Annotated in this window: 24 protein-coding genes; 14 read left to right on the top strand and 10 right to left on the bottom strand. The window is 50.2% G+C overall.

Annotated elements, in window-relative coordinates:
- Window positions 1-84 precede the first annotated feature (84 nt).
- Window positions 85-888: a 4-hydroxy-2-oxoheptanedioate aldolase gene (hpaI, locus tag ACLO87_RS03770; protein ID WP_430222824.1), complete on the top strand. Its 804-nt coding sequence runs from the start codon at window positions 85-87 to the stop codon at window positions 886-888.
- 68 nt (window positions 889-956) lie between these two features.
- On the opposite strand, the gene azu is transcribed toward hpaI, so the two are convergent.
- Together azu and ACLO87_RS03780 are read right to left on the bottom strand one after the other, a co-directional pair.
- The gene (gene azu, locus ACLO87_RS03775) at window positions 957-1,406 is read right to left on the bottom strand and encodes an azurin (protein WP_135866368.1); all 450 of its coding nucleotides are present in this window, start codon (window positions 1,404-1,406) and stop codon (window positions 957-959) included.
- Between the two features lie 169 nt (window positions 1,407-1,575).
- The gene (locus tag ACLO87_RS03780) at window positions 1,576-2,043 is read right to left on the bottom strand and encodes a winged helix-turn-helix transcriptional regulator (protein ID WP_135866370.1); all 468 of its coding nucleotides are present in this window, start codon (window positions 2,041-2,043) and stop codon (window positions 1,576-1,578) included.
- A 129-nt stretch (window positions 2,044-2,172) separates the two neighbouring features.
- Between ACLO87_RS03780 and ACLO87_RS03785 the strand changes: the two genes are divergently transcribed.
- The 4 genes from ACLO87_RS03785 to ACLO87_RS03800 are packed head-to-tail and all read left to right on the top strand — an operon-like array spanning window position 2,173 to window position 6,482.
- The gene (locus ACLO87_RS03785; protein ID WP_430222825.1) at window positions 2,173-3,432 is read left to right on the top strand and encodes a D-amino acid dehydrogenase; all 1,260 of its coding nucleotides are present in this window, start codon (window positions 2,173-2,175) and stop codon (window positions 3,430-3,432) included.
- 6 nt (window positions 3,433-3,438) lie between these two features.
- Window positions 3,439-4,503, top strand: a complete 1,065-nt coding sequence (alr, locus tag ACLO87_RS03790) for an alanine racemase (protein ID WP_135866354.1) — start codon at window positions 3,439-3,441, stop codon at window positions 4,501-4,503.
- Window positions 4,504-4,516: 13 nt separating this feature from the next.
- Window positions 4,517-5,656 (top strand): metallophosphoesterase, encoded by a 1,140-nt coding sequence (locus ACLO87_RS03795; RefSeq protein WP_135866352.1) that lies wholly within the window; start codon window positions 4,517-4,519, stop codon window positions 5,654-5,656.
- On the top strand, window positions 5,646-6,482 hold the full coding sequence (locus ACLO87_RS03800) for an Lnb N-terminal periplasmic domain-containing protein (protein WP_430222826.1): 837 nt from the start codon (window positions 5,646-5,648) through the stop codon (window positions 6,480-6,482). Before ACLO87_RS03795 ends, ACLO87_RS03800 begins: the two co-directional genes overlap by 11 nt.
- A 6-nt stretch (window positions 6,483-6,488) precedes the next feature.
- On the opposite strand, the gene ACLO87_RS03805 is transcribed toward ACLO87_RS03800, so the two are convergent.
- The 6 genes from ACLO87_RS03805 to ACLO87_RS03830 form a co-directional block, all read right to left on the bottom strand.
- A complete protein-coding gene (locus tag ACLO87_RS03805; RefSeq protein ID WP_135866348.1) occupies window positions 6,489-7,118 on the bottom strand; it encodes a LysE family translocator in 630 nt (209 codons plus the stop codon).
- Between the two features lie 113 nt (window positions 7,119-7,231).
- A complete protein-coding gene (dmpG, locus tag ACLO87_RS03810; RefSeq protein WP_430222828.1) occupies window positions 7,232-8,254 on the bottom strand; it encodes a 4-hydroxy-2-oxovalerate aldolase in 1,023 nt (340 codons plus the stop codon).
- A 25-nt stretch (window positions 8,255-8,279) separates the two neighbouring features.
- Window positions 8,280-9,170, bottom strand: a complete 891-nt coding sequence (locus ACLO87_RS03815) for an acetaldehyde dehydrogenase (acetylating) (protein WP_430222829.1) — start codon at window positions 9,168-9,170, stop codon at window positions 8,280-8,282.
- Between the two features lie 55 nt (window positions 9,171-9,225).
- Window positions 9,226-10,506, bottom strand: a complete 1,281-nt coding sequence (locus ACLO87_RS03820; protein ID WP_135864921.1) for a TRAP transporter large permease — start codon at window positions 10,504-10,506, stop codon at window positions 9,226-9,228.
- Window positions 10,503-10,985: a TRAP transporter small permease gene (locus ACLO87_RS03825; RefSeq protein WP_135864920.1), complete on the bottom strand. Its 483-nt coding sequence runs from the start codon at window positions 10,983-10,985 to the stop codon at window positions 10,503-10,505. The genes ACLO87_RS03820 and ACLO87_RS03825 overlap by 4 nt, the downstream gene beginning before the upstream one ends.
- A 100-nt stretch (window positions 10,986-11,085) precedes the next feature.
- On the bottom strand, window positions 11,086-12,081 hold the full coding sequence (locus ACLO87_RS03830) for a TRAP transporter substrate-binding protein (protein WP_135864918.1): 996 nt from the start codon (window positions 12,079-12,081) through the stop codon (window positions 11,086-11,088).
- Between the two features lie 169 nt (window positions 12,082-12,250).
- Here ACLO87_RS03830 and ACLO87_RS03835 point away from each other — a divergent pair, with 169 nt between their 5' ends.
- The 4 genes from ACLO87_RS03835 (at window position 12,251) to ACLO87_RS03850 (ending at window position 15,524) form a co-directional block, all read left to right on the top strand.
- Window positions 12,251-13,639: an FAD-binding oxidoreductase gene (locus ACLO87_RS03835; protein WP_430222831.1), complete on the top strand. Its 1,389-nt coding sequence runs from the start codon at window positions 12,251-12,253 to the stop codon at window positions 13,637-13,639.
- A 152-nt stretch (window positions 13,640-13,791) separates the two neighbouring features.
- On the top strand, window positions 13,792-14,406 hold the full coding sequence (locus ACLO87_RS03840; RefSeq protein WP_430222832.1) for a hypothetical protein: 615 nt from the start codon (window positions 13,792-13,794) through the stop codon (window positions 14,404-14,406).
- A gap of 138 nt (window positions 14,407-14,544) precedes the next feature.
- The gene (parS, locus tag ACLO87_RS03845) at window positions 14,545-15,051 is read left to right on the top strand and encodes a type II RES/Xre toxin-antitoxin system antitoxin (protein ID WP_430222833.1); all 507 of its coding nucleotides are present in this window, start codon (window positions 14,545-14,547) and stop codon (window positions 15,049-15,051) included.
- On the top strand, window positions 15,051-15,524 hold the full coding sequence (locus ACLO87_RS03850; protein ID WP_135864913.1) for an RES family NAD+ phosphorylase: 474 nt from the start codon (window positions 15,051-15,053) through the stop codon (window positions 15,522-15,524). The genes parS and ACLO87_RS03850 overlap by 1 nt, the downstream gene beginning before the upstream one ends.
- Window positions 15,525-15,598: 74 nt before the next feature.
- Here ACLO87_RS03850 and pdxR read toward each other — a convergent pair whose 3' ends face one another.
- Complete coding sequence (gene pdxR / locus ACLO87_RS03855) at window positions 15,599-17,011, bottom strand: MocR-like pyridoxine biosynthesis transcription factor PdxR (protein ID WP_430222834.1); 1,413 nt, start codon at window positions 17,009-17,011, stop codon at window positions 15,599-15,601.
- Between the two features lie 108 nt (window positions 17,012-17,119).
- Here pdxR and ACLO87_RS03860 point away from each other — a divergent pair, with 108 nt between their 5' ends.
- The 3 genes from ACLO87_RS03860 to ACLO87_RS03870 are packed head-to-tail and all read left to right on the top strand — an operon-like array spanning window position 17,120 to window position 18,678.
- Window positions 17,120-17,566 carry a GNAT family N-acetyltransferase gene (locus ACLO87_RS03860; protein ID WP_135864910.1) on the top strand — a complete coding sequence of 149 codons (447 nt, stop codon included), beginning with the start codon at window positions 17,120-17,122 and terminating at the stop codon, window positions 17,564-17,566.
- Window positions 17,563-18,177 carry an FMN-dependent NADH-azoreductase gene (locus tag ACLO87_RS03865; protein ID WP_430222835.1) on the top strand — a complete coding sequence of 205 codons (615 nt, stop codon included), beginning with the start codon at window positions 17,563-17,565 and terminating at the stop codon, window positions 18,175-18,177. The genes ACLO87_RS03860 and ACLO87_RS03865 overlap by 4 nt, the downstream gene beginning before the upstream one ends.
- Window positions 18,178-18,207: 30 nt before the next feature.
- Window positions 18,208-18,678 (top strand): carboxymuconolactone decarboxylase family protein, encoded by a 471-nt coding sequence (locus ACLO87_RS03870; RefSeq protein ID WP_430222836.1) that lies wholly within the window; start codon window positions 18,208-18,210, stop codon window positions 18,676-18,678.
- A gap of 16 nt (window positions 18,679-18,694) precedes the next feature.
- On the opposite strand, the gene ACLO87_RS03875 is transcribed toward ACLO87_RS03870, so the two are convergent.
- Complete coding sequence (locus ACLO87_RS03875; protein WP_135864278.1) at window positions 18,695-19,504, bottom strand: IclR family transcriptional regulator; 810 nt, start codon at window positions 19,502-19,504, stop codon at window positions 18,695-18,697.
- Between the two features lie 252 nt (window positions 19,505-19,756).
- On the opposite strand from ACLO87_RS03875, the gene ACLO87_RS03880 reads away from it, so the two are divergent.
- Complete coding sequence (locus tag ACLO87_RS03880; protein ID WP_430222837.1) at window positions 19,757-20,872, top strand: YncE family protein; 1,116 nt, start codon at window positions 19,757-19,759, stop codon at window positions 20,870-20,872.
- 10 nt (window positions 20,873-20,882) lie between these two features.
- Window positions 20,883-23,078: a TonB-dependent receptor gene (locus tag ACLO87_RS03885; protein WP_430222838.1), complete on the top strand. Its 2,196-nt coding sequence runs from the start codon at window positions 20,883-20,885 to the stop codon at window positions 23,076-23,078.
- The last annotated feature ends 4 nt before the right edge of the window (window positions 23,079-23,082 follow it).

Here is a 23,082-nt window from a genome sequence, read left to right on the forward strand (position 1 = left end):
CCAAAAACATTGCACTATGCAGGCGATAAGCACAGTGTAGTGTGCTACCTTACTTCAATGGTTTTTTCTTTCTAAGGTTGAAGTATGGATCTCCCCGTCAATACGTTTAAACAGCGTCTACGTACTGAACAACAAGTGGGTGTGTGGGTAGGTTTACCCAATAGCACTGCAGCAGAAATTGCCGCAACCGCTGGCTTTGATTGGTTGGTGTTGGATGGCGAGCATGCCCCTAATGATGTGCGCTCCTTATTGCCATTGCTGCAGGCGGTTGCTCCTTATGATTCTCACCCTGTGATACGTCCGCCGGTAGGCGATGTGGCGTTGATTAAGCAGATGTTGGATATTGGCGTGCAAACCTTGCTAGTGCCTATGGTAGATACACCAGAGCAGGCAACTTTAATGGCGCAAGCCATGCGCTATCCACCGCAAGGTATACGCGGTGTTGGTGCGGCATTGGCACGTGCTTCCCGCTGGAATGCCATTGAAAACTACGCTGAGCTAGCCAATGATCAAATGTGTTTGTTGGTGCAGGTAGAAAGCCTAGAAGGGCTGAAAAACATAGAAGCGATTGCGGCGGTAGAAGGCGTAGACGGTATCTTCATTGGCCCTGCTGATTTATCAGCCGCTATGGGGCACTTAGGGAACCCTGGTCACCCAGATGTGCAAGAAGCGATTGATACAGCTATTGCACGTATTAAAGGTGCGGGGAAAGCCGCTGGTATTTTGTCAGTGAGCGAAGAGTACGCTCAACACTATCTAGACTTAGGTTGTGAGTTTGTAGCAGTAGGCTTAGATACGTCAGTGCTGGCTTCTGGTTTGCGCAGCATGGCAGCTCGCTACAAAGGTGGCGCAGCTGTGACTAAAACAGCTTCTGGCCCCGGTTACTAATACGTCATTAGCAGACACAAAAAAGCGCCGCAATTGCGGCGCTTTTGGCATGCAAGAGACTAGGCGAATTATTCGCTCAGTTTCAGTGCGCCTTTCATCATAGCCCAGTGGCCAGGGAAAGAGCAGAAGAATGTGTAGTCTTCGCCAGCAGCCAGTTTAGCTACGTCGAACGTTACGGATGTGGTCTCGCCACCACCCACTACGTCTGTGTGAGCGATAACGCGCTCGTCACCAGCTTTAACGTAGTTGTTGTCGATACCTGCTGACATGCCTTCAGTGGCTGCAGCTTGGAAATCGGCTGTTTTTGTCAGTACCCAGTTGTGGCCCATTGCTGCTTTAGGCATGGAACCAACGTGTTTCAGGTTTACGGTGAACTCGGTGCAGGTTTTATCTACAACGATTTCCTGCATGTTGAACTGCATGGCATCATTGCCTTCAATAGTGATGTCACATTGTGCAGCGTAAACAGGCAAACTAGCAGCGGTCAACAAAGCTGCAGCAATATATTTGATAGACATAAGTCACAATCTCCATGCTTAAAACAAGAAAAAGGCAGACGCAAAATGGCGTGTACCATGTCATGAAATCAGATAGAGCTATTGAAACACGCTCTTCCCTCAAGTGTAATTGACAGCGGTCAATGATCAATACAGAAGCCAACTATATTTAAGGGGTTTTTAATAGGTTTTACCGATCAAGGTTCAACCAAAGGCTTTCTTTTACTTCTTCCATGACCACGTGGCTTTGCGATTCTGCCGCGACAGGCAAGCGTTTTAGTATATCACCGAGTAAACGACGGTACTCACGCATGCCGCTGAGTCTGGCTTTAATTAGATAGTCAAAACTTCCAGAAACTAAATGGCATTCTTGTACATCAGGAATCAAAGAAAGTTCTTGTTTTACTTTATCAAAAATTTCTTCTGATTTAGACGCTAATTTAATTTCTACAAATACCAACATGGGCTTATCTAAGGCCGCAGCAGACAGTTTGGCGTGGTAGCCGGTGATGATTTTATCGCGCTCCATGCGCTTCACACGCTCGGTACAGGGCGAAGGCGACAGGCCTACTCGCTCTGCTAGTTCCGTCATGGGAATACGGCCCTCACGCTGCAGTATATGCAGGATTTTTTTATCGATTCTGTCTAACTGGTGCATTTCACTTTTAAAGAAGAATGGTGTGATTTTTTATAGTGATTAACACTGCTTTAAGGCTAAATTTTAGCCGTATTAACTATAAGTCATTACTTAAAATAGTAAAAATACTTATAGATGGTGGAGATAGTAATGAATGTCATTGTTTTGGGTGGTGGCGTGGTGGGTGTCACCAGCGCCTACTACTTGCGTCAGGCCGGAATGGAGGTGACGCTGATAGACAGGCAGCCAGGGGTGGCGGATGAAACCAGTTTTGCCAATGCGGGCCAAGTGTCTCCCGGTTATTCCACACCGTGGGCAGCGCCGGGTATTCCTACCAAAGCGCTGAAGTGGTTATTTCAAAAGCATGCACCGTTGGCCATACGTGTAGATGGCAGCTTGTTCCAACTACGTTGGATGCTGCAAATGTTGCGTAACTGTTCACCAGAGCGTTACAGCGTGAATAAAGAACGCATGATGCGTGTGGCGGAGTACAGCCGTGATTGCCTGCAACAATTACGTGTTGATACCAATATTCAGTATGAGCAACGTACGGGGGGCACAATACAGCTGTTCCGTACACAAGCGCAATTGGACGGTGTGCAAAGTGATATCACGGTATTAGAGCAATGTGGTGTGCCGTACCAGTTGCTAGACAGAGAAGGGCTGTGCCAGTACGAACCTGCGTTGGCACAGGCCAAAGAAAAACTCACCGGTGGTTTGCGCTTACCTAACGATGAAACGGGTGACTGTCACCTATTCACCCAAGCACTGGCTGAGAAAGCGCGTGCATTGGGTGTGGAATTCTTACTTGGGCAAAGCATGGATGGCTTTGTGATTGAGCAAGGGCAAATCGCTGGTGTGCGGGTAGGCGGCAAGGTGCTGAAGGCTGATAAATACGTTTTGGCCTTTGGTAGCTACTCACGGCAGACCTTGCAGCAGTTGGATATAGACCTACCCGTGTATCCCGTCAAGGGCTATTCCTTGACTGTGCCATTAGTGAATCCTGCCTTAGCACCACAGTCCACAGTGTTGGATGAAAGTTATAAAATTGCGCTAACGCGCTTTGATCAACGCATACGTGTAGGTGGCATGGCCGAACTGGCAGGCTACAACACACGGCTAGATCTGCGCCGACGAGCCACGTTGGAATTGGTGGTCAATGAGTTGTTCCCAGGAGGCGATGTGCCTAAAGCCACATTCTGGACAGGGCTGCGACCCATGACGCCAGACAGTACTCCTATCATAGGAGCAACGCGTTACCCTAATCTGTATTTGAATACTGGTCACGGCACTTTGGGCTGGACCATGGCATGCGGATCAGGCAAGCTTATTGCCGACCTGATTGCAGGCCAGAAGCCGGAAATCCCTACGGATGGTTTGGCGATTAACCGCTATCACACTTCTGTCTGATTCATTATGACTCGTCCTTCTCAAGCAATTATTGATTTGGGCGCTTTGCGCCATAACTACCTGCTGGCTCGCTGCTTGCAGGATGGTCCTACGCTGGCTGTATTAAAAGCCAATGCTTACGGTCACGGTTCGGTAGAGTGTGCCCGCGCATTAGCCGATATAGCCGATGGGTTTGCCGTCGCTTTTCTAGCCGAGGCACTGACACTGCGCGAGGCGGGTATTACCCAGCCCATCGTGTTGTTGGAAGGTGTTTTTCATGCCGATGAACTAGAGCTGGTACAGGCCCATCAATTGTGGACTGTGGTACATCACGAAGCCCAAGTACGCATGATCGAGCAGTTGGGTGATGTGCATGGATTACGCGTGTGGCTGAAAGTGGATAGCGGCATGCATCGCGTGGGGTTCAGACCAGACATGGTGGCGGATATTTATAAGCGTTTGCTGGTGACGGGCAAAGTGATGGACATCACGTTCATGACGCACTTTGCACGGGCGGATGAACCCGATAGCGGAACTACAGAAACACAGTTGGCTGTATTTGAAGCGGCAGTGGAGGGCTTGGCGGGCGGACGCAGTATTTGCAATTCAGCAGGGATATTGGAATGGCCTGAAGCCAGACAAGGTTGGGGGCGTGCCGGTATTTTGCTGTACGGTGCTGACCCTACGCCTTTTGAACACGAGCTGCAGCCTGTTATGAGCTTACAGAGTGAAGTGTTTGCTGTTCGTACCTTATTACCCGGCGAGGCCTTGGGCTATGGCGGTACGTTTGTGGCAGAAGAACTAGTACGCGTGGGGTTGGTCGCTGTAGGCTATGCCGATGGCTATCCACGCCGAGCACCCAATGGCACGCCTGTCAGTATTGATGGTCAACCATCACGACTGATAGGGCGTGTATCGATGGATATGTTAACCGTCGATCTGACCCATTTGCCGGACGCAGGCATAGGCAGTAAGGTGGAGCTTTGGGGTAAGCAAGTGGATGTGAATGCCGTGGCAAATGCAGCAGGTACCATCTCTTACGAGCTGATGTGTAATGTGAAACGTGTGCCGCTGGTGTACCAATCCGAATAGGAAGTGTTGTAACGTGATTCTGAATGCTGCAGGTCTGATTGGGCTGTATTTACTTTGGCGCTACGTGTGGAGACTCAAGTTGGCATGGCCATGGCGAGTGCTACTTAGCGCCGTGCCTGTACTGATAGTCTTGCAGCATAGGATTGTGAAATATCTATTTGGTGGCAGCATTGCATCCCCTGAAATTGCGCCTCAAGCGCTGTGGGTTTTAGGTGCTTGTTTAGGTGCCGTCATTTTATTTGCATGTTTCTTGCTGCTGCGTGATGTAGTGGGGTTGTTGCTGTTTGTGGTGTCGCGTTCTAAAGGACGAGCACTATGGCGTAGCATGCCAGTGGCACATGGCTTAGGCGTGTTAGCGTGTGTGCTGGCGGTGATTGGGGTATGGCAGGCGGTGAGTGTGCCGCAGGTAAAACGCTTAGAAATTACCATTCCCGGTTTGGCTAAAGAGTTCGATGGCTACAAGGTAGTGCATCTGACAGACTTGCACTTAAGCAAGTTGTTGCAAGGGCCGTGGGCGCAGCAGGTGGTAGAGCGCACGAATGCATTGTCACCGGATTTGATCGTGATTTCGGGTGATTTGATTGACGGTACACCCGAAGCTCGTCAAAACGATTATCCTCCGTTGGGTGATTTACACGCCAAAGATGGGGTGTATGCCGTCGCTGGCAATCACGAATACTATGCGTATTTCAAACGCTGGATGCGCGTGTTTAATGAGCTAGGCATACGCATGCTAGAAAATGAGCATGTGGTACTGAATAAAGACGGTGCTCAGTTGGTGTTAGCTGGTGTGCCCGATACCATCAGTGCTAACTTTGGACAGGTTGGGCCCGATATTACTAAGGCCTTAGCCAATGCCCCTGAAGGAGTACCCGTGATTTTGCTGGATCACAGACCAGGTAATATTCTGCGTAACGAACCCAAAGGGGTAAGCCTGCAATTGTCAGGTCATACACATGGTGGCCACATTTTGGGTATAGACCAAGTGGTACGTATGGCAAACGAAGGCTTTGTGTCGGGCTTGTACCAAGTGGGTGTTGGTGGGCGACAGTTGTACGTAGGTAATGGGGCAGGTCTGTGGTCAGGCTTTCCCTTACGCTTAGGTCGTCCATCTGAAATCGCTGAAATTACTTTACGTAGCGATGTTCAGTAAATTGCGTCGCATAGGGTGTTTACCGTGGATAGCGTTGCTATTCGCACTAGCTGCGGGTTGGTGGTTTAGCCAAACACCATCACATGATCGTGTTTGGGCAGACGATGTGGCTAGGTTGTTGGAAGCTCGTGTAGACGGTAATACCGTACACCTGAATAACGTGCGTAATTTCACTTGGCGCACCGAAGACGATTACACCGCTAGTTGGGAGTCACGTGAATACCCGCTAGATCAGCTGCAAAGTGCCGATCTGATTCTGTCGTATTGGATGGGGCCGCATATCGCCCATACTTTAGTGTCTTTTGGCTTTGCTGATGGCCGCTACCTGACCTTTTCTCTAGAAATACGCAAAGAAAGCCATGAGCAGTTTTCGGCGTGGAAGGGCTTTTTCCGTCAGTATGAGCAGGTGTTAGTAGCTGCAGAAGAAAGTGATATTGTGCGTACCCGTAGCAATGCACGCGGAGAAGACGCCTATATCTATAGGGTGCAATTAGATAAGCCAGCATTGCAGCATTTGTTTTTAGCCTATGTGGCTAAAGCCCAAGAACTAGAGCAGCAGCCAGAGTTCTACAACACCCTGACCAGTAATTGCACCACCGTGATTTATGAGTTGGCAAAGGTGATCGCTCCGTTGCCTATGGATTACCGCTTGCTGGCATCGGGGCATGTGGCCGAATATGTGCAAGAGCAAAACGGCTTAACGCCTAATGTGTCGTATGAAGCCTTGCAGCAAGCAGGCTACATTAACGAGCGAGCGTTACAGGCCGATCAAACCGGAGAGGACTTCTCTAGCGCCATCCGTAAGGGCGTACCGGGTATTCAATAATCAGACTTAATCGTGTCGGCGATAAAAACCCAGTGCTACACCCAAACCGGCCAATAAGCCTGCACACCCTCTGTTTAGCCAACGTAACGCATTGCCAGATAACGCTCGCATGGCTTGTTTGCCACTGAATGCGTAGAGTGTCATCAAGGCAATATCAATCAGAGCAGTGACGACAGCAAGCGTTGCGTACTGCTGAAAAGCGCTGCCATTAGGCTGAATGAATTGCGGCAAAAAGGCCGAGAAAAACAGCAAGCCTTTAGGGTTGGATAAGGCCACTAACAACGAACGTATGAAGGCAGTGCGACCGCTGGGGGGAAGTTGCAGTTCAGCGGTAGAGGCATTCACCAGTTGTACGGGGGCGTGCCAGAACATCCACGCTAAGTACAACAAGTAGGCGGCACCCGCATACTTCACTATGCTAAACAGCAGCTCAGATGCTTGCAGCACAGCGCCTAGCCCAAAACCTACGGCAGAGATCAGAATTAAATCAGACAAGGCTGCACCTGCAATGCCGCAGGCCGCTGTACGCATGCCACCACGAGCACCGTTATTCAGCGCCAATAACATGGTGGGGCCGGGCGTAACCGTAACAACCGCAACGGTTACGCTATACAGCATGAGGGTCATCCAGTCCATAAATCTAACTGCCTAAAGGTGTGCGTAGCAAAGAGCCTATAGTGTAAAACTAAAAAGCCCCAAGGCGTGAACCTTGAGGCTTTTCGGGGTAGGGTGATTTGCTCGTTTTTTGCTTAGCCAGCTTGACGCTGACGCAGCAAAGACAGGGCGGTGTCTTCGATCATGTCTTCTTGTCCACCAACCATGCCGCGACGGCCCATTTCGACCAGAATTTCGCGAGCAGGAATGCCGAACTTCTGTTCAGCACGTTTAGCAAACAACAAGAATGAACCGTAAACACCGGCATAACCTAGTGTTAGAGCGTCGCGGTCCAAACGGATGGGGAAGTCCATGATAGGAACAACCAAATCCTCTGCAACGTCCTGAATACGGAATACATCTACGCCAGTAGGAATACCCATTAGATCCAATACGGCAACCAGCACTTCCATTGGAGTGTTACCGGCACCAGCGCCCAAACCAGCAGCGGCAGCATCGATACGGTTTGCACCAGCTTCTATAGCCGCAACACTGTTTGCTACGCCCATTGCCAAGTTGTGGTGGCCGTGGAAACCCAATTCAGTTTCAGGTTTCAGCGCATCACGTACAGCCAGCAGACGCTCTTTAACAGTATTTGGCAGCAAGTGACCAGCGGAGTCCGTGATGTAGATACAGTTTGCACCGTAGCCTTCCATCAGTTTGGCTTGTTGCACCAAACCTTCGGGGCTGTTCATGTGGCTCATCATCAAGAAGCCCACAGTATCCATGCCTAATTCGCGGCCCAGCGAAATGTGCTGTTCAGACGTATCGGCTTCGGTACAGTGTGTGGCGACACGAATGGTGTTTACGCCCAAGCCATGCGCCATGCGCAGGTGATCCACGGTACCAATACCGGGGATCAACAAAGCAGACACTTTAGCTTGTTTGAGCTCAGGGATCACTGTGCTCAGGTATTCTTCATCGCTGTGTGCGGGGAAACCGTAGTTTACCGATGCGCCACCCAGACCATCACCGTGAGTGACTTCGATCAGAGGGATACCAGCTTCGTCCAGACCACGAGCAATGTTACGCATTTGCTCCAGAGTGATCTGGTGACGTTTAGGGTGCATACCGTCGCGCAGCGACATGTCATGCAAAATAATGTTTTTGTTGCTCATTACACAATCCTTGCAAAAGCAGGTGTTAGGCTTTGGCGAGCAGACGCTCAGCAAACATTTCTGCTGTACGTGCTGCGGCGGCAGTCATGATGTCTAGGTTGCCGGAGTATTTAGGCAGGTAATCGCCCAAGCCTTCCACTTCCAAGTAAATGGAAACGCGGTTGCCATCAAATACTGGGCCGTTAACCAAGCGGTAGCCGGGTACGTATTTTTGTACTTCGGCGATCATGGCATGCACGGATTCAGTGATGCGATCTTGATCTGGCGTGTCATCGGTCAAGCAGTGAACGGTGTCACGCATGATCAGCGGTGGCTCGGCAGGGTTCAAGATGATGATGGCTTTACCACGACGGGCGCCGCCCACGCGCTCTACAGCACCGGCTGTAGTACGGGTGAATTCATCAATGTTTTTACGTGTGCCTGGGCCAGCAGAGCGTGAGGACACCGTGGCTACGATTTCAGCGTATTCCACAGACTGCACGCGGGACACTGCATTCACCATAGGGATAGTGGCTTGGCCACCGCAGGTCACCATGTTGACGTTCTGTGCACCTTCAACCAGCAGTTCTTGCAGGTTTACTGGAGGCACACAAAATGGGCCAATCGCCGCCGGGGTCAAGTCAATCATCATGACGTCACGGGAGGTCAGCTTGTCAGAGTTGTCCTTATGTACGTAAGCGCTGGTGGCGTCAAACGCGATTTGGATATTGTCTGCTTCCACGTGTGGCAACAGGCCGTCCACACCTTCGGATGTGGTTTTCAGGCCCAGTTCAGCAGCACGTTTCAGGCCGTCGGATTGAGGGTCTACACCCACCATCCATACGGGTTCAAGTACAGGGCTGCGCATTAGCTTGGCAAGCAGGTCAGTGCCGATGTTGCCGGGCCCAATAATGGCAGTACGAATTTTCTCAGCCATGTATGTCTCCAGGGGAAAAACAAAAGATAAATGCGTTAAGGAGTTGGGGCTGCCGTTAGCCTACGAGGCTTAAGGGGAACAGCGACAACCACGGAACATAAGTAATCAGTAACAGCACCGCCAGCATCGAGATGATGAAGGGGATAGCACCCACAATGGCTTTTTCTAGGCTGGTTTCACCTACTCGTGAACCCACAAACAAGTTCACGCCTACGGGTGGAGTCACCATGCCAATGGCCAAGTTGACGATAATCACGATACCGAAGTGCACGGGGTCAATACCCACGGCAGTCACTACAGGTAGCAAGATGGGAACCAAGATAATGATGGCGGCCAACGTTTCCATGAACATGCCCACAAAAAGCAGCAGTACGTTGATCAACAACAGGATCAGGATGGGGCTGTCGGTAAGCTGCACGATGTAGTCGGCGATCATGAACGGGATACGTTCAATCGCCAGCATGCGACCGAAAATTGTGGCAGTACCTACAATCACAATCACGGTGGCCGAGGTCAGAGCAGAGCCAGCAATCACGCGGTACAGGTCAGACCATTTCAGTTCTTTGTATACAAAAACACCTACAATAAAACCGTAGATCACACCCACAGCAGCGGCTTCGGTAGGGGTAAAGACGCCACCATAAATACCGCCCAGAATGATCACGGGTACCATCAGCGCCCATTTGGCATCCCAAATGGTTTGCCAAATTTCTGAGGCGGAATAGCGTTTTTCTGAACCTTTGTAGCCTTCTTTACGCGCTTTGACGTAGGCCGTAATGATCAAGCCCACCCCAATTAGCAAGCCGGGAATAATGCCTGCCAAGAACATTTGTGTAATGGATACGTTGGCAGATACTGCATAGATGATCATGGGAATGCTAGGCGGGATAATGATCCCAATACTGCCCGCAGACGCAATCAAACCAATGGAATAACCTTTGTCGTAACCCGCTTTGGCCATGGCTGGCAGCAACAAGCCGCCAATCGCAGCTACGGTAGCTGGGCCTGAACCAGAGATCGCTGCAAAGAACATGCAGGTCACCACAGCAATAATGGCCAAGCCGCCGGTGTAACGACCAAAAAACACGTTCGCAACATTCAGCAAGCGACGAGATAAACCGCCTTGTCCCATCAGGTCACCGGCCAAAATGAAGAACGGCACAGCCATCAATGGGAAGGAGTCAATAGAGGTCACCAGACCTTGAGCAATATAGGTGCTGCTGACTTTTCCGCTGTAAATCAAGGCCAAGGCTGAGGATAAACCCAGCGAGATGGCCACAGGTACGCGGATGATTAATAGCAGGGCAAAGCAGCCAAATAGCAATAATGAAATCATGACTGCCTCTCAATACGGATAGTGCGAATTTCTTGCACGATTTTTTGCAGCAGGCGCAAAATAACCAGTCCAAACCCTACGGTTGGAGCTAGGTAGATGTAGCCCATAGGAATACTGAGGGACGAGGAGGTCTGACCAAATTTGAAGACCTTCATGCTCAGGGCATAGCCTTCTTTCATCACCAACACCGCGAATACGATAAAGATGATGTGGGCAAGAATGGCGGCATAGCGCTGATACAACTCAGGCAAACGATTAGTCACGGCTTCCACACAAATGTGGGCGTTCTCGCGCACACCGTAGGACACACCAATATAGGTAGCCCAGATAAAACAGTAGCGTGCGAGTTCTTCGGACCACGTTAGTGAGTCGTTCAACACATAACGCATGAACACTTGCACGCCAATCAGTATGGACATGAGTGCAAGCAACAGCACTAAGATGCTTTCTTCAAAGTGCTTGTCTAGAAATTTGAGCATGGGGATCTCCTATGCCGGCAAGGTAGTCGGCAAGTGGGCAAGCTGTTGCTTGCCCACTCGAGAAAAGGAACTGGCCGTGGATGTGGCCGATCAGGGTGTATTAACGGTTAGCTTCTGCAACAATACGATCAACAATGTCAGCACCGATTTTTTTCTTCACCAGTTCGTGCACAGGGCCCATGCGGTTAGCAAAGGCAGCGTGTTCTTCAGGTGTCAATTCGGTGATGGTCACGTTAGGCATGTTGGCAACTGCTTTCTCGTCAGCTTCTTGAGCTTGAGTACGCTGGAAGTTGGTGGCGTTTTTAACGGCTTCGTCAAAAATCGCACGGTCTTCGTCGCTGAAGCTGTTGTACACGTCAGGGTTGATCATCAAAGGCCATGGGGAGTACACGTGGTTGGTTTTGGTGATGTGATCCTGAACTTCGTAGAACTTCATGTCGTAGAACAGGTTGATTGGGCCTTCCTGTGCATCGAATGTGCCTTGTTGCAAGGCGGTAAACAGTTCACCAAATGCTAAAGGAGCAGGGTTAGCACCTTCTTCTTTCCACGCAGCAATGTGCACTTCGTTTTCCATAGTGCGCATTTTCATGCCTTTCAGATCGTCAGGCGTATGGATGGCTTTTTTATTGTTGGTCAATTGGCGAAAGCCGTTTTCCCAGTAGGCTACAGCTTTAATGCCCACAGGCTCCAGGCTTTGCAGCAATTGCTGACCAATTTCGCCGTCCAAAACGCGGTATACGCTTTCACGATCTTTAAACAGGAATGGAATATCCAGCGCAAAGAATTCTTTGTTGAAGTTACCCAGCACGGCGGAAGAGGCAAATGCCATGTCCACGTTACCTAGCTGGATGCTTTCAATCAGTTCACGCTCACTACCCAACTGAGAGTTAGGGAAAATTTCGACGGTGATGCGGCCGTTTGTTTTTTCAGCAAGTTCTTTGCCTAGAAACTCAAATGCTGCTTGCCCAGTACTAGTATTGGAAGAAGCGTGACCGGCTTTCAGAACAGTGTTAGCGTTTGCTAAGCCAGCGAAAAGGGATACACAGAGGCCTAAGCCCAAGGTCAAGGTGCGGTTACGCAAAGTTTTTGTCAGCATAAGAGTCTCCGAGTGTGACAAGGGTGGTGGTTCAAAATGTGACAGCGAGTGTATCAACCTGTCATCGTTATTAATGAGGAAATTCTAGTATCAGTGGTAAAATTTTTCAACTATTGATATGTGTTCTCAATATATGAGAATTTAATCGTAAAGCAGGGAGACGTAAAAGATGAGCAGTAATGTAGAGGCCATCAATGCGCTACGCAGCATATTAGCCGCAGACGAGCTATTGACTGGTGATGCCATCAGCGACAAATACCGCCAAGACTGGAGCGGTGAAAAAGGTGGTGATCTGAGCGCGGTAGTGTTGCCGCGTAGCACCGAAGCGGTATCGCAAATTCTGCGAATTTGTAATGAGCACGGGTGTCCAGTGGTGCCCCAAGGTGGTCTCACAGGTTTGGCGGGTGGTGCTACGCCTATTGATGGGTGTGTGGCCATTTCCATGGAGCGCATGAATGGCATCCTAGAGCTGGATGGTGTTTCTGGCACCATGACCGTGTGGGCTGGTACGCCCTTGCAAGTGATGCAAGAAGCGGCACAGAAAGCGGGTTTCTTCTTCGCTCTGGATTTGGGTGCACGTGGTTCGTGTCAGATTGGTGGCAATATTTCCACCAACGCTGGCGGTAACCGTGTGATCCGTTACGGTATGGCGCGTGACTTGGTGTTGGGCTTGGAAGTGGTGTTGGCCGACGGCACGGTGCTGACTATGCTGAACAAAATGGTCAAAAACAACTCGGGTCCTGATATCAAACAAGCCTTTATTGGTGCAGAAGGCACGCTGGGTGTGATCACCAAAGCGGTGGTGAAACTGCATCCTCAAGTGAATGGTGCCAACACGGCGTTGATGGCATTGGAAAGCTTTGAAGGTGTGGAGAAATTGCTGGTGTATGCACAGCAGCAGTTGTCAGGCCAAGTGAGTGCCTTTGAAGTCATGTGGAACGACTACTACAAAGAAGCCACCACTGATGGCGGTATTCGTGCACCGTTGCCAGCTGATTACCCCATCTACGTGTTGATGGATCAGCAAAGTGCTAACCCACAAGTGCAAGCGGCTCAGTTTGAAGCCGTATTGGAGCATGCGCTGGAAGAAGGCTGGGTAGTGGATGCCGCGGTTGCGCAATCCCACGCTGATGCAGAAGCGTTTTGGGAATTGCGTGATGCGATTGCCGAATTGCTGCAAGCGTACGCACCGACCATTAACTTCGATATTTCTTTCCCAATCTCTAGCATTGGCCGTTGTGTAGAGACCTTGAAAGACGTGATGTCCTCCAAGTTTGACGGTATTCGCGCGATGTTCTTTGGTCACGTGGGAGATGGCAACATACACGTAGTGGTGGGCCCATTCCCAGACGAAGCAACCGGTCTTGCCATTGAAACAGCCTTCTACGAAGTTGTGCGCAACAATGAAGGTTCGGTGTCGGCTGAGCACGGTATTGGTTTGCACAAAAAACCATGGTTGCCTTACAGCCGTAGCGCAGCAGAACTGCACACGCTGAAAGTGATGAAGCAAGCCTTAGACCCACGCAATATTCTGAACCCAGGCAAAATTCAGGATTAAGCGTGTAGTACACAACGCTAGGCTAAGCACCCCAACGATTGAAGTTTCTCAGTCGTTGGGGTGCTTTTTTGTGTGCAGGTATACGAATACTGCTTGGGAATAGCGCCAAGGAAGATGACAATGCAAAGGAGGACAAGACGCTAGGCGTTTTGGTGAATACGGCATCCCAATCTACTTTTCAGCACTCTACAGCTATGCGACCTAAAGGGCAGAAAACTAAATCTACGTATTTTTGGCTAACCGAAGATGATGTGACTGAGTTCAGCGGCAAATTGCATGACGCTTTACCTAGTTTGTCATGGCGGTGTTCGCACCCCAGCCCCGATCATTTGGTGGTGCATCACTTTGACAGCGTAAGTGATGCCTTGCGTTGTGGTGCGTCACCGTTTGTGAGCCAAGCCTTTGTTGAGTTTGAGTTCTCTGTTTTGCAGTTTTTATTCTTTCAGCCAAAGACGCTTAGCCATGTGATTGATAACTATGCACCCGGCTACCGTTATCCGCCAACGATAAACATGGTGGAGTGTGGTCGCATGGCCATACGTTGGAATACACAGGATGGTGATGAGCTCGCGCAAGCTGAATTGGCGACACAGCTTAAGTTGATTTGGAAAGTGTTTCAGCAGACTACCTTACCAGCGAAAGTGCAGGCTACAGCAGGCTATGCGGTTTCAGGTTTTAGGATAGGAAAGCATATGCTGGAAAAGGTCAAAACAGAATCCTTGTATTTGAAAGCTAACGGCCCATTTTGCGTGTTGAGTGAATCATGATGTCTTCACGTATAGGCGGAACAGTGCATAAGCCGTGTTGTGGCAGTATCCATGTAAGTAGTTTATGAATTCATCTTTTGATGGTATTATTTTAATCAATTGATGGGTTTTGCTGTTGTCACTCTGTAGGAGAGAATCATGTTAACCAATCCTGTACGTAGCAGTCGCACAGTACGTGGTGCGGTGGTGTCAGCAGACGGTAGTAAGCGTCGCACTCGACGTCGCGCTGACGATGCAGGCTTTTGGGCGATGGCGCACTCAGTGGGCAAAATGAGTGAGTCAGATCGTATTAGCTCTATCAAGGCGGGTCACTCGGTAGCGATGGCTGATGCCGTACGCGAAACTTTCAACATGGATATGCGTTCGCTGGTAGAGCTGTTGAATGTTTCTACCGCCACCTACGAACGACGACGTGTTGCTGATAAACCGTTAGACGTTACTGCATCAGAGCGTTTGGATAGAGTGGCCACCGTAGCATTACAAGCCGAAAGCGTGTTTGAAGACAGCGCCGCCGCCGCCAAGTGGATGTCTACACCTCATAAAGCGCTGAATGGTAATAGCCCCGTGATGAACTGCGAAACCGCCATTGGTGCTAAACAAGTGCTGCGCATCTTGAATGCCTTAGAGTGGGGCGGTGTAGCCTGATGATTGCGTGGCGAATCGCTAAAGCCAAACGCGCGAACGACTTATCTGGCGTAGGGGCAGCCCTAGAGGGCGGGCGTTGGAATGAGGCCGATGTGCGGGCGGTGTACATGGGTTTATCGCCCGCCATCTGCTGTCTGGAAACCTTTGTGCACACCAACAGTTATCCCATGTTGCCGCTGAAAATCACACGTTTCCAATTGCCTGACGATGAGTCGCTGTATTTCACACCAGACCCACGTTCCTTGCCCAAAGGCTGGAATAGTATTCCCCCCGATAGAGCCAGCATGGCATATGGCACAGCATGGCTGCGTGAAGGGAAATACTTGGGTTTGATTGTGCCGTCGGCCGTACTACCGTTGGAACAAAATATAGTGATCAACCCGCTGCATCCAGAGATCAAACAGGTGCAGATAGAGGAACAGTACGCGTTCATGTACGACGATCGCATGTTTGCGGATCGTACGGCTAAGTAAAAACGTAAGAGCCTACGTCGCTAAGCGGCATTTTGATAGGCTGGTGAGCTGCTAGGCAATGTCTTATGAGCCTGCTACAGCAAAGTACGAATCTTTTGCCCTAGTTCTTCAGCTTCGTCTTGCGAGCGTATGTTCGTGAAGCCTAACAACAGGCCTGACTCATAGGTAGCACCAGAAAACCATCGTGATAAGGCATGCGCATACAGCCCATTGTCACGCAGGCGTTGTGCCAGTTCGGTATCACTATGTCTGTCAGCTAATCGCGCAATCAAATGCATGCCGCCAGGCTGTGGGTCAATGCGCATGGCTTTACCCAAAACCTTGGCTAAACCCGCTGCCGTTGCAGTACGGCGTTCCCCGTATAGCTTACGCATACGCTGAATGTGGCGGGCGAAGTGACCCTCTGTGATGAAGGCACTCACGATGCTTTGCGTGAGAGCAGGGGAGCCATTACCTAGAATGCGACTCATCGCATCGAAGCGGGATACCAGCGCTTCGGGCACCACTAAGTACGCTAATCTAATGCCGGGAAATAGCACTTTGCTAAAGGTGCCTGCATACAGTACTCGGCCATGCCTATCCAAACTTTTCAGTGCAGGTAAGGGGCGACTGATATAGCGATATTCGCCATCGTAATCGTCCTCAATAATCCAGCTTTGCTGTTGCTCAGCCCATTCCAATAAGCTTTGGCGTCGGGGCAGCGATAGCGTCACGCTTAACGGGCTTTGGTGTGCTGGCGTCACAATGGCTGCTTTGGCATCTGGAGCCAGTGTTAGCCCTTTAGCAATATCCATACCCTGAGCATCTACGCTAAGGGGGATGTCCGTTAACCCAGCATGCTGTAGTAGTTCACGAGTAGGTGGGTAGCAAGGGTTTTCTGTCCAGACTTGATCGCTTGTTTTCAGCAGGGTTTGTATGATCAAGCTGACACTCTCACGGTAGCCCGCGGTGATAAATACTTGTGCAGGTGAACAGTGAATGCCGCGGGCCACTTGCAAGTGTGCGGCAATGGCGGTGCGCAAAGCAGGTAAGCCATTCACGGGCGGATAGGATAAATCCACTGTTTGTGTGGCGCGTAATTGCCGTGCCCCCAAGCGTGCCCATATCTTTCGTGGAAAAGCATCCAGCGCAGGGATGCCCATTTGAAAAGGCAGCAGAGCAGGGGCTGTAGGCCCAGTAGACAAAGCGGTATGTTCGACGGGGGGTGTTTTGCCCACTGAGGTAGCGAGTAGCCCCGGCGTAATGACAGTGCCCGCTTGACCTTGGGGTTGCACATAGCCTTCAGCATGCAGCAGCGAATACGCGAGTTCTACCGTACCGCGTGCCACGCCTAACTCTTTGGCCAGTGCTCGAGCAGAGGGAATGCGATCTCCAGGCTGCAAATTACCTTGAGCGATAGCAGCCAGAAACCGATCATAAATCTGTCTATAAATAGGCGTATCACCTGGGTTGGTAGATAGCGTAGGGACAAGAGTAGGTGACATCATGGCCTAGTCAAAAGATCAATTTATGGCTCTTTGGAGTGTAGCATGTGGCTCCTACAATGAATGCTCAAACAGGTGCACTTGCTAGTGCATCATCACTTGGGAATCACGATGAGTCATCACGATATTCGTCACATAGAAACAACCGAGGCAGTGCACGCGTGTTTTGCAGTCATGCAGGAATTGCGCCCCCATTTGGTGGATAAAACTGACTTCGCAGCGCGTATGGCACGCATGCGTCAGCAAAATTACGCGTTGTTAGCAGTTTGGGATAATCATCAGCCCGTTGCGTTAGCCGGCTATAGACTCCAAGAGAATCTGATCTATGGAACGTTTATGTATGTGGATGATTTGGTGGTGACGGCAGCGCATCGCAGTAGTGGTTATGGCGCGTTGCTGTTAGATACCTTAGAACACATGGCAATAGAAAAAGGCTGTGCCAAACTGGTGTTAGACACCGGAATTGATAATGCGTTGGCACAGCGTTTTTATTTTAGACAAGGTTTGTTGACTGGGGCCATACGGTTTAGCAAATGGTTGGGAGCACCGGTAGTATGAGTATTTTGCGTTTAACGTGCAGCCCTCAGGGTGAGCGTTCAGAAAGTTATTTGCTATCACAGCATATCCTTCATCACTTAGCTGCTGTTGACCCCGTTCAGGCGACAGAGGTTACAGAGCTACATACCAATTCATTGCCCCATGTGGATGAGGAATACGCTATTACGCTGGGTTCAGCGGTAGATCCTGAACACCAGGAAGGTGGTTCACTGAGCTTATCTCAGCAACTGATGCAGACGTTGGCTGAGGCTGATTACGTAGTAATTGCTACACCCATGCATAATTTCACCGTGCCTTCTGGCTTGAAGGCGTGGATAGATCATGTGGTGCGTGTACGCCATACCTTTCAAGCTACGCCTGAAGGCAAGGTGGGAACGCTCAAAGATCGTCCTGTCTTTATAGCGATGTCGTCTGGAGGTTTGGTGACGGGTGGTCGAGCACGGCAACCCGATTTTCTTACTCCTTATTTACGCACTGTTTTTGCCACGATTGGCATTCACAATCTGACTTTCTTTTCAGTACAGGGCACAGCTTTGGGGACGACTGCACGTGAAGCAGCACAGCAGGATGCTCACGCCGAGATCGCCCGTCACTTTGCCTCTATGAAGTAATGCTGTCCACTTTTTCAAAGGATTATTCACATGACTACACGACTAGATTATGCGCATGTTGCCCCTGGAGGTGCTAAAGCGCTGAGTTCGGTTTATGGGTACGTGTCGCAGTCAGGTTTATCACCAGTATTGGTTGATTTGGTGTACTTGCGTGTCTCGCAAATCAATAACTGCGCGTACTGCTTAGACTTGCATACTCGAGACTTACTGAAACGTGGCGTGAAAGTAGAGAAAATTGCTTTGGTACAGGCGTGGGCTGAGGCAGGCTCCTTGTTTGATGAGCGAGAGCGTGCGGCGTTAGCATGGGCTGAAAGCGTGACCAATGTAGCGAGTACAGGCGTACCAGAGGCCGATTTCGTGGCCGTGAGTGCAGTGTTTAACGAGAAAGAGGTCGCTGACCTGACCATTGCGATCAGCTTGATGAACGCTTACAACCGCATGGGGGTGAGTTTTAGAAAAACGCCTCAGGCAGTAGCTGAGGCGTCGATGCCAACGGCGTGATGTAGTCACTAGCCACTTAAACGGCGCGGTAACCCAATGCGGTGCTGATTTTCAGCGCCGTTTCCTGTACGGTTGCCACTAATTGCTGCATACGTCCTGGCGGCATGTACTCTACGGTGCTGGATACGCTAGCGGCTGCCACAATATGGCTGCGGCCGTCTCTGATGGGGGCGGCCACGCAGCGAATGGTGGATTCATCTTCCCCCAAATCAAACGCATAGCCACCTTGGGCATAGTGACGCATCATTTGCAGCCATTTATCGCGATCGCAGATAGCTTGCAGATTAGCAGGGCTGCGGTCATACAGAGCTAACCATTGTTCTTCGGTTTGGTCTAGCAACAGCGCTTTGCCAATACCGGTAGAAAATAGCGGTTTGTTGCCCCCAACGCGTGAGCTTATTTCCACGGGGCGGCGGCTGGATATTTTTTCCAAATACACAATGCTGTCTTGCGACGGCATACCCAGATGTACGGTATCCGAGGTTTGTCTGGCCAACTCTACCAACAGGGGTTTAGCCAGTTTGACCAAATCAATTTGGGCTTGAGCTTGGTAGCCTAGCCCTAACAGTGCATGCCCTAATCTGTACCCTTGGTCGGGTTCACGGCGTATGTAGTGACGCTGTTGTAAAGCACTAAGAATACGGTGGGCAGTGCTGTAGGTCATGCCTGTCACTTTAGCGATCTCAGACAAATCATCAATGCCGTTAGCGACGGCGTCAATAATATCTAACCCACGAAGCAGCGTTTGGCTGGCTTGGGTTTTGCTTTTTTTCTCTTCAGGTGTGGGCCAGTGGGCTTCCCCAGACCGATGACCTTGGTCTATCACAGCAAATGTCTCCCGCTATGTTTGATTGAGCGCCGTTTTTTAGCATAGCGCAAATGGCAATGCAATGGATCAGTAACCATTCGCAAGCAGGACTATACAACATAGATAGCGGGGAAATATAGGGTGCTATTGCATGGTGGTGCTGGGAGTATGCAATGCAATAGTTGTGGTTTTGTGTGTCTATTGAATAGCTCCCCTTTTTATTTGTGTGATAATAGCAATCGTTATTATTTTCATTACCTTGGGGAAAACATGCTAAATCGTCGCATTTACTCGTATCTTTTATCTGCAGCAATGCTGGGAGCAGGTGCTACGGTTAGCTATGCCCAACCAATCAACACCCCTGTCTTACCCTTAACACCAGAATTAGCTCAGAAAACGTCAGTGACAGCAGATGGTTTGCTACGCAAGGATTTGGCTTATGGGGTATATCAGGTCGCCTATAGTCCGGCGGATCAGTCTTTGTACGTGGCTTCAGCAGAAAGTGTGCCTGGTGTACGCGGAGGCGTCATTTATAAATTAGACCCCATGAGCTTGGATGTGACGGGGGCAATTTATACCGATGAAGGTAACTTTGGGCTGGCCGTGAATACGGCAGGCGACACACTCTATGTCACCAATAGTCTTGCCGCTGCCGCCTCAAAGGTAGATGTGGGTGAAAAGGGAACAATACAGCGTACGCGGTTTAGCAACACCAGTTATGACGACACCAAAATGGGGCCGCGAACCATACGCCACGACTCTCAAAATGGCCGTGTCTACGTTGGTGCTGTAGGGGCTCCAGCGGTAATTTGGGTGTTGGATGACAGCAGCTTTGAGTTGCTGGATACCATAGAAAATGCAGGGAAATGGGTGACTGGTTTGTTGGTGGATCCTCGCGCACCACGTCTGTTTGCTGGCAACGGTGATGGCGAAGTGATGGTTATTAATACCGAAACCAATCAGATAGAACAGCGCTGGAAGCCTGCGGGTGATGAGCAGGCTCTGTTGTTGAATTTTGCCTTAGATGCAGACCGGAACTTGTTATATGTGACTGAGACCAAGCATCAGCAAACCATTTTTGTGTTGGATGCCACCACTGGTGAGTTGCTGCACAAACTACCTGTAGGGGATGCATTGGACATTTTGTATAACCCTACACGTGATGAACTGTATGTCACACACAGAGAACAAGGAAAAGTATCCATTCTGAACGGTGAAGACTACAGCGTTAAAGCTAGCTACGATGTGAAGGAAAACCCAAATAGCTTGCTGTTGGGGCCCGATAATCAGCTTTATGTGACCGTGAAAGCACCGTTCACTCCACAGTACAAAGCCAGTGCGCGTGAAAGCGTGGTTCGCATTGATTTAAACAATGTGAAGGGCTAAGGGTGTAGCGATGCAAGGAGCAGTCAGACTGAGTGTAGGGCGTTTGGTGGTGATGTCGGTGTTTGCAGTGCCTACAGTAGCGACAGCACAAGAGCAGGCCGAGAGCATTGCCACTAAGCAGTTATCCACCATTACCGTGAATGCGAGTGCAGATGCCTCTAAAGATGGCTTGTTGCCCGAGTACGCGGGTGGGCAGGTAGCGAGTGGGGGGCGGGTAGGGATTTTGGGATCCTTAAGTAATATGGACTCCCCCTTTAGTGTGAACAGTTATACCAGCCGTTATATAGAAGAACTGCAGGCGACTACGGTAGCAGATGTGGTGCGCCATGACCCTTCAGTACGTACGGCACGGGGTTTTGGTAATTTCCAAGAAAGCTTTTTTATTCGGGGCTTTTTAACAGCGTCGGATGATATTGCGTACAACGGCTTGTTTGGTTTGTTACCCCGACAATCTACAGCGGCCGAGTTGGCTGAGCGTATAGAAGTGCTGCACGGTGCTGGTGGTTTCTTATATGGTGCCGCCCCTTCAGGTGGTGGTATAGGTGGAACCATTAACGTGCTGCCTAAACGAGCTTCGGATGAACCGCTAACGCACGTTGGTGTTGGGTATGGCACGGGTGCGCAACGTTATATCAAAGCCGATATCTCTCGTCGTTTTGCAGATAATGCCGCCGGCGTACGTGTGAATGCCGTCAGGCGCACAGGGGGCACAGCGGTTGATGGTGAGCATGCCAGTCTAGACCTCTATACCGTTGGGATGGATTGGCGCGGCGAACGATTACGTCTTTCTGCCGATGTGGGTTATCAAGAACATAAATTACGCGAGATTAGGCCTAATGTGACGTTGCATGCTGGTTTGACAGCGCTGCCTGATATGCCTTCTAACAAGCGTAATTTTGCACAGCCTTGGACGTATTCCAATGAGAAAACCATCTTTGGAACCGTGCGGGGTGAGTACGATTTGAATGATGCTATTACGCTATGGGCGGCGTATGGCATGAAGCATGGTAAAGAAGATAACCAGCTCGCAGGGTTAACCGTCACCAATGCCACCACAGGTGATGGCACGATGTCTCGCTTTGATAATAGTAGGCGGGATGATGTCAAAACAGGGGAGCTAGGGGTACGCGCCAGTTTTGAGACGGGGCCTGTATTGCATGAGCTCGTGGCCGCGGCGTCGATCTATGATCATAAAGAGAAAAATGCGTGGGCAATGGGTTCGGCGTTGAACAGTAATTTGTACAACCCCGTAGACCATGCCTTGCCACCAATCGCTTTTACAGGTGGAGACTTAGGTTCGCCAGGGCTGGTTGGCCGTACAAAGCTCACCAGTTATACCATTGGTGATCTCATGTACATGTGGGATGACCGTCTAGAAGTAATGCTGGGCCTGCGTCATCAGGTGATGGAGTCACGTAGCTATGCGTATGGTACGGCTGATTTACAGCGCAAAGATAAACAGCGCCACACTAGTCCTGCGGTAGGGGTAGTCTTTAAATTAACGGATGAGTGGGCGCTTTATGGTAACTACACGGAAAGCTTAGCCCAAGGAGCCATCGCTCCTAATACCTATGACAATCGACCCGTAGCCAATGCGGGGCATCGTTTATCGGCATTTGTGGCTAAGCAAAAAGAAGTAGGTGTTAAGTACGATAACGGCTCCCTTGGTGGAGGCTTAACCTTCTTTACCACGACTAAGCCTAGATCATTGGTAAACAGTGATATGTACTTTGAAGAGTCCGGTAAAGACCGCCACAACGGGGTAGAGTTGAGTTTTTATGGTCAGCTAAGTGACTCCTTACGTTTGCTTGGTGGGGTGACCATGTTGGATGCTAAGCAAAAACAAACCGGTGATGCTAACAGTGATGGGAAGCGCGTTATCGGTGTGCCGCGTTGGCAAGGAAATCTAGGGCTGACATGGGATGTGCCACGTGTAGAAGGGTTCTCCTTGGATACACAATTACTGGCCACAGGCGCTAGATATGCGAATGCAAGTAACTCCATTAATGTCCCTGGTTGGATACGTTGGGACGTGGGGGCAAGTTACACCAGAAAAGTATCTGGTGTGCCTGTTACGGTGCGTGCCAGTGTAGAGAACGTGGCCAACAAATCGTACTGGTCTTCGGTAGGGGGCTATCCGAATAATGGCTATTTGGTACTCTCGCAGCCACGTACTTTTATGCTGAGTGTTTCTGCAGAGTTTTGATAGG

The sequence above is a fragment of the Paenalcaligenes sp. Me52 genome, assembly GCF_050487965.1.
Lineage (GTDB): Bacteria > Pseudomonadota > Gammaproteobacteria > Burkholderiales > Burkholderiaceae_B > Paenalcaligenes.